Here is a 7,201-nt window from a genome sequence, read left to right as displayed (position 1 = left end):
TGGGCCGTGCGCGAGTGACCTCTGGGCCGTGCGCGAGCGACCTCTGGGCCGTGCGCGAGCGACCTCTGGGCCGTGCGCGAGCGACCTCTGGGCCGTGCGCGAGTGACCTCTGGTTCGTGCGCGAGTGACCTCTCGGCAGGGTCGTCAGTCGCGGAGGACGTAGGCGGTGCCGGTGGAGGCGTCCAGCCAGGCGCGCTCGAGCTGGGCCCGGTCGTAGGTGCGGCGGACACCGGCGGGGGAGTCGGCGGCCGGGTCGTTGACGACCACGTCGCCGTCCGCGGTGAACCCGACGACCACGAGCAGGTGGCCGTTGGAGGAGGAGATCGGGGCGCCCGAGAGCTCGCCGGCACCGAAGGCGATCGAGATGATCACCGGCACGCCGTCGGCCACGAGCCGCTCGACCGCACGCAGGTCCGGGAGCCGGGACACGTCGGCGCGGCCGACCAGCCGGGCGGCGTACGCGACGTTGAAGGACCAGTTGCCGGTGCCGTCGTACCCGTGGTCGTAGGTCATCCGCGCGCCGTGGTCGACCCACGGCGCGGTGTGGCCCTCGGGGACCCAGGAGTAGTCCTTCTCCTTCGGCAGCGCGTCGTAGTAGCCGAGCACCATCGACACCGACGTCGGCGAGCACCACGCCTCGCCGCCGTTGCCCCACTGCGGGTAGTGCCCCTCGTGGACCATCTGGCTGTAGCGCGGGACGTCGAGCACGGCGCCCCCGGCGCGCGCGACCTTGCCGGGCTTGGAGGTCGACGGGCTGTTGGAGGGGCGGCGCGAGGTGGTCGCGGCGACGTGGCCCAGGCTCGGCGGCTTGGTGCTCGCACCGGTACGCCGCAGCAGCGAGACCCGCAGCCGCCACCGCTCCAGGCCGGCCGCGGAGGCCGTGCGCCAGGTGTCGGTCGCGACGCGCGCGAGGTCGTCGTCCTGGCTGCCGAGGCTGGTGCGCGAGAAGTACTTGTCGCCGTAGGACCAGCGACCCAGGCTGTCCCACGAGCTCTTGCGTCCCGAGGCGTCCCGCCCGCGGACCTCGACCTCGACGAGCGAGTCGCCGGGCGTCTTGGCCTCCCACGAGGCGACCAACTCGGTGAAGGCGAAGCCGGGGCGCTTCCAGCGCGAGACCCAGCGGCCCACGTCGTAGGTCGTGCCGTCGATGCGCGTCGTGGTGGCCGGGCTCTTGAGGAACACCCGGCCCCGGCGCACGACGGTGCCGGCCGTGCGCCCGCCGGCGAGCTCCTCGCCGGTCCAGCCGGTCAGGTCGCTCTGGATCTTCGAGGCCGAGCGGGCCTCGGCCGGGGCGCCCGAGGTCACCACGACCGGGGCCCAGGGGACGACCAGGGCGAGCACGAGGGCGGGGAGCAGGCGACGCACCGCACGAGGGTACGTCACTCCCGTCACACCAGTCACAGGTCGAGCGGGAGGGCGCCACGCACGTCACGCACGCGCGGGTTCGGCCCCGTGCGCCGCGCGTCCCTACGATGGAGGGGTGAGCATCCGGCTGTACGACACCGCGACCCGCGAGGTCCGTGACTTCGCACCCCTCGAGGAGGGGAAGGCCGGTGTCTACGTCTGCGGTCTCACCGTGCAGTCCGAGCCGCACGTCGGCCACGTGCGCAGCGCCGTCAACTTCGACGTGCTGCGGCGCTGGCTGACCCACCGCGGCCTCGAGGTGTCGTTCATCCGCAACGTCACCGACATCGACGACAAGATCCTGACCAAGGCCGCCGCGCAGGGCCGCCCCTGGTACAACCTCGCCTACGACATGAAGCGCGAGCTGGATGCGGCCTACGCCGCGCTCAACGTCCTCCCGCCGACCTACGAGCCGGCCGCCACCGGGCACGTCCCGGAGATGCTCGAGCTGATCGAGCACCTCATCGCGAAGGGCCACGCGTACGCCGCCGAGGACGGCTCCGGCGACGTCTACTTCGACGTGCGGAGCTGGCCCTCCTACGGGGAGCTGACCCACCAGCGCATCGACGACATGGAGGCGGCCGAGGACGCCGACCCCCGAGGCAAACGCGACCCGCGTGACTTCGCCCTCTGGAAGGGGTGGAAGAAGGCGACCGAGCCGGAGACCGCCGCGTGGCCGAGCCCGTGGGGCCCGGGTCGCCCCGGCTGGCACATCGAGTGCTCCGCGATGGCCGGCAAGTACCTCGGCCAGGCCTTCGACATCCACGGCGGCGGCGTCGACCTGCGTTTCCCCCACCACGAGAACGAGCTGGCCCAGTCGCGTGCCGCGGGGCATGGCTTCGCGTCGTACTGGATGCACAACGCCTGGATCACCACCGCCGGCGAGAAGATGTCCAAGAGCCTCGGCAACAGCCTGCTGATCCCCTCGGTGCTCGAGCGGTTCCGCGGCATCGAGCTGCGCTACTACCTCGTCGCCGCGCACTACCGCAGCCACGTCGAGTTCAGCTTCGACTCCCTCGAGGAGGCCGCGACCGGCTTCCAGCGCATCGAGGCGTTCCTGGAGCGGGCGGGGGCCGTCGAGCCCGGCGAGGTGCCCGACGCCTTCGCCGCCGCGATGGACGACGACCTCGGGACCCCGGCCGCGATGGCCGTGTTGTTCGACACCGTCCGCGAGGGCAACAAGGCCACCGACCCGACCGGGCACGCGGCGGCCGTCCGCGCCATGCTCGCCGTGCTCGGTCTCGACCCCGCCGATCCCGCCTGGGGTCCCACCGGTGGTGGCGACGACCGGATGAGCGCCGTCGTCGACGCCCTCGTCTCCGGGCTGCTGGAGCAGCGGGCCACGGCCCGGGCGGAGAAGGACTTCGCCACCTCCGACGCCATCCGCGACCGCCTCAAGGAGGCCGGCGTGGAGATCACCGACACCCCCGACGGACAGAAGTGGAGCCTCGCCTGATGGCGGTCTCGACGCCCGCTCGTCGCTGGCGCTCCTCGCTGCTCGACCACCGGATAGGACACTGACGTGGCTGGAAACTCACAGCGCAAGGGCGCGATCAAGAAGACGGGGAAGGGCAACCCGACCGCCGGGTCCGGTGGGCGCGTGCGCCGCGGGCTCGAGGGCAAGGGGCCGACCCCGAAGGCCAAGGACCGCCCGTACCACGCCGCCCACAAGGCCGCGAAGCGCGCCGAGAGGGCCCAGGGCCAGCGCCCCCGCAAGAAGACCAACGACAACGAGTGGATCGCCGGGCGCAACCCGGTCGTCGACGCGCTGCGCGAGGGCGTGCCGGTCAACGCGCTCTACGTCGCGGAGGGCACCGAGCGCGACAACCGGCTGCGCGAGGCCTTCCAGCTCGCCGCGGACGGCGGGGTCAGCCTGCTCGAGGTGAGCCGCTACGAGCTCGACCGGCTCACCAACGGTGCGGTCCACCAGGGCATCGCGGCGCGCATCCCGGCCTACGAGTACGCCCACCCCGACGACCTGCTGACCCTCGCCGCCGAGCAGCGCGAGAAGCCGCTGATCGTCGTTCTCGACTCCGTCACCGACCCCCGCAACCTCGGCGCCGCGGTCCGCAGCGCCGCCGCGTTCGGCGCCCACGGCGTCGTGATCCCCGAGCGTCGGGCCGCGGGCATGACCGCCGCCGCGTGGAAGACCAGCGCCGGTGCGGCCGCGCGCATCCCGGTCGCCCAGACGGTCAACCTGACCCGCCAGCTCAAGGCCTACCAGGACGCCGGCTGCATGGTCGTCGGCCTGGCCGCCGACGGTGACGTCGAGCTGCCCGCGATGGACCTCGCCGACGGGCCGCTCGTGCTGGTCGTCGGCTCCGAGGGCGACGGGCTCTCCCGCCTGGTCGCGGAGACCTGCGACATGCTCGTCTCGATCCCGATGGTCAACTCCGTGGAGTCGCTCAACGCCGGTGTCGCCTGCGGCGTCGCTCTGTACGCCGTGGCGAGGGCCCGGGACTGACCGGATGACCGCCGCCGACCCCGGGGCGGACCGCCCCCCACGCACGCTCTGGCACCACACCGGTCGCGGGCTGCACGGCCTGGCGCTGCTCGGTGCCTGGGCGGGGCTGGCGGTCCTGGCCGGGCTGACGCTCTTCCTCGGCTCGTCGCGCGAGCTGACGCTGGCCAGCCACGACGCGGTCGTCCGGCCGACGCTGGACCGGCACGTCGTGGTGCGCACGGGGCCGGTGCTGCCCGACCTGCGCATCGACTCCGGCGCCCCGCTGGGCGTCGACATCACGCTCGGCAAGACCGACGCCCGCAGCACCCCCGAGCTCGTGGACCGCTACGCCGTGATCGCGTCGAGCCCCGAGGGCGCCCAGGCGCGCGTGCGCGAGGCCGTGACCGACATGGCGACCCAGGCCGCCCTCCGGGGCGCCGCGGCCGGCGCCGTACCCGTCCTGGTGTGGGTGCTGGTGGGTCCGCGCCGGCGTCGCGAGCTGCTGCGCGCCCTGCCGAGCCGGCGCGGCGCCCTCGCGATGACCGCGGGCGTGGCGGTCGGCGTCGCGTGGTGGCAGCCGTGGACGCCCGACGTCGAACGGGTCGACGACGCCCGGAGCTGGGTCACGCTCGAGCAGTTCCTCGGCGACGACGTGCCGGTCCCCGCGGAGCTCAGCGGGGTCGAGGTGCGGGGCGACGTCACGACCAACCAGACCCGACGCCTGGTCGAGAGCGCGGTCAACACCTACGAGAAGTCCCGCGGCTTCTACGCCGACGCCGCCGAGGAGGCCGGTGACCTCGACCTGCGGATGCCCGAGGAGGGCGAGACGACCGTCGTGTTCGTGTCCGACCGTCACGACAACATCGGCATGGACCGCGTCGCCCGCGCGGTCGGTGACCGGGTGGGCGCGACCGCCGTCTACGACGGCGGCGACGACACCTCGACCGGCTCCACCTGGGAGGCCTTCTCGCTGGACTCGGTGAGCGCCGCCTTCGAGGGCTACGACCGCTTCGGCGTCGCCGGCAACCACGACAACGGCGACTTCGTGGCCGACTACCTCGCCGAGCACGGGTGGACGATGCTCGACGGCGAGGTCGTCGACGGCCCCGGCGGCAGCACGCTGCTGGGCGTGGCCGACCCTCGCTCCAGCGGCCTGGGCAGCTGGCGCGACGAGACCGGGCTGTCCTTCGAGGAGGTCGGCGGCAGGCTCGCCGACGTCGCCTGCGAGGCCGCGGCGGACGGCGAGCCGGTCGGCACCGTCCTGGTCCACGACGTGAACCTCGCGACCGAGACGCTCACCCGTGGCTGCGCCGACCTCGTGATCGGCGGGCACCTGCACGTCGAGGACGGCCCGGAGGCGATCACCGGACCCGACGGGCAGGTGGGCTACCGCTACACGATGGGCACCACCGGCGGCGCGGCGTACGCCTTCGCGCTGGGCAGCAAGCCGCGCCGCGAGGCCCAGGTCACCCTGGTCACGTACGCCGACGGGCGACCGGTCGGCCTGCAGGGGGTGTTCCTGCAGACCAACGGCCGCTGGGACGTCGGGGAGTACGTCGAGCTGACGCGGCCCGAGGAGCCGGGTGCCGACACAGAGCTCCCGACGCCGACCCGCGCCCCCGACTCGGGCCCGGCGACCGGCCCGTCGCGCTCCGGCGGCCCGGCCGATCCCGGCGACGACATCGACTGACGGCGAGCCGGCGCATCAATACGCCGGTTCGACGTGCCTGTCCTGCCGAGCCGGCGCATCAGTAAGCCGGTTCGGCGGGGTGGGAACGTAACTAGAACTTGTTCTCGTGACCTGCGTCACCTCGCCCCCCGTGGGTCGTTGAGGGGGTAACGCGTCCACGAGGAGGTCCGGTGTCCCGGTCCCGTTCCCGGCTCGCGACGGCCTCCGTCGCGCTCACCGTGCTGCTGCTCAGCGCCTGCGGCTCCCAGCTCGCCCCGGGTGACGTGGTCGCCGCGGGCGGCACCACCGGCACCGGCGGCGTGGTCGTCGGGGCCGACGGCCAGCCGGTCGCCGTCGGCGAGGACGGGACGGTGACCTCCGGGGACACCGGCTCCGGCACGGGCACCACCACGGACACCGGCTCGGGCACCGACTCCAGCTCCGGCGGCGACACCGGCTCCGCTCCGCAGGGCGACGACTCCGGCGGTCCGCAGGCCGGCCCAGAGGGCCCGCCGGTGAAGGCGGGCTCGTGCGACGGCTTCAAGAACGGCCCCGGCATCACCGACACCACGATCACCATCGGCAACTCCTCCGACATCTCCGGCCCCGTGCCGGGGCTCTTCGAGTCGGCGCAGGACGCCACGAAGGCCTTCGTCGCCTACTTCAACAAGTCCAACCCCGACGGCATCTGCGGTCGCACCCTGGTGCTGAAGAACTACGACTCCCGCACCGACGACCCGGCCGACCAGCGCAACCACGCCGACGCCTGCGAGAACGTCTTCGCCATGGTCGGCTCGATGTCGGCCTTCGACTCCGGCGGCGCGGCCGTCACCGAGCAGTGCGGGCTGCCGGACCTGCGCTCGGCCGGTGTGACCGGTCCGCGTCAGCGGTGCGCCACCTGCTTCGGTGCGCAGTCCACGATCGCCGGCGAGGTCAACAACGTCGTCGCCGACCACGTCCTGAAGAACTTCCCCGACGCCGCGCAGAACGCCGCGTCGCTCTACATCAACGCCGGCGCCGCCGCCGAGAACGGCCAGCTCCAGCCCAAGGCGATGACCAAGCGCGGCATGCGGTTCACCGTCGTGCGGGGCATCGAGGTCTCGGAGTTCAACTACGCGCCCTACGTCCAGCAGCTCAAGGACGAGGGCGTGGGCTACGTCCAGATCACCGGCGCCATCCCGCAGTTCGTGCGGCTCGCGCAGGCGATGACCCAGCAGGGCTACGACCCCGACGTGTTCATGATCGACCCCACGGCGTACGAGCCGGGCTTCCTCGAGCAGGGCGGCAAGGACGTCGAGGGGGTCACGATCTACATGAACTTCGTGCCCTTCGAGGAGGCCTCGACCAGCCCGGAGACCAAGCTCTACCTCGACTGGCTGCAGGCGACGAAGCCCGGCGCCACCCCGGACTTCTTCGGGGTCTTCTCCTGGTCGGCCGCGCGGCTCTTCGTCGAGACCGCCGCCAAGCTCGGTGGCGACCTCTCCCGGGAGAGCCTGATCGACGCGATCCGCAAGACCGACAACTGGACCGCCAACGGCCTGCACGCGCCGCAGCGGGTCGGCCCCAAGAGCACCGGCGAGTGCTTCCGGCTGATCCAGGTCAAGGGCGGCAAGTTCGTCCCGCTCGGCAGCACGAAGTACACCTGCAACGGCATCACCACCGTCAGCTGACCGGCCGCGGGGCAG

Annotated in this window: 5 protein-coding genes; 4 read left to right on the top strand and 1 reads right to left on the bottom strand. The window is 72.9% G+C overall.

Annotated elements, in window-relative coordinates; translation table 11 throughout:
• Positions 1-144: 144 nt before the first annotated feature.
• Entirely contained in the window at positions 145-1,365 is a 1,221-nt protein-coding gene (locus tag A6R01_RS07240) for a peptidase C39 family protein (protein ID WP_292604798.1), read from the bottom strand.
• A gap of 115 nt (positions 1,366-1,480) precedes the next feature.
• Between A6R01_RS07240 and cysS the strand changes: the two genes are divergently transcribed.
• The 4 genes from cysS to A6R01_RS07220 all read left to right on the top strand — a co-directional run bounded on the left by cysS (position 1,481) and on the right by A6R01_RS07220 (position 7,186).
• Positions 1,481-2,860, top strand: a complete 1,380-nt coding sequence (cysS, locus tag A6R01_RS07235) for a cysteine--tRNA ligase (RefSeq protein WP_292604797.1) — start codon at positions 1,481-1,483, stop codon at positions 2,858-2,860.
• A 66-nt stretch (positions 2,861-2,926) separates the two neighbouring features.
• Complete coding sequence (gene rlmB / locus A6R01_RS07230) at positions 2,927-3,868, top strand: 23S rRNA (guanosine(2251)-2'-O)-methyltransferase RlmB (RefSeq protein WP_292604796.1); 942 nt, start codon at positions 2,927-2,929, stop codon at positions 3,866-3,868.
• A 4-nt stretch (positions 3,869-3,872) separates the two neighbouring features.
• A complete protein-coding gene (locus A6R01_RS07225; protein WP_292604795.1) occupies positions 3,873-5,537 on the top strand; it encodes a metallophosphoesterase in 1,665 nt (554 codons plus the stop codon).
• A gap of 170 nt (positions 5,538-5,707) precedes the next feature.
• Positions 5,708-7,186: an ABC transporter substrate-binding protein gene (locus A6R01_RS07220; RefSeq protein ID WP_292604794.1), complete on the top strand. Its 1,479-nt coding sequence runs from the start codon at positions 5,708-5,710 to the stop codon at positions 7,184-7,186.
• Positions 7,187-7,201: the final 15 nt, after the last annotated feature.

Source organism: Nocardioides sp. REDSEA-S30_B4, assembly GCF_001627265.1.
GTDB lineage: Bacteria > Actinomycetota > Actinomycetes > Propionibacteriales > Nocardioidaceae > Nocardioides.
This window is presented reverse-complemented; position numbering and strand designations above follow the sequence as displayed.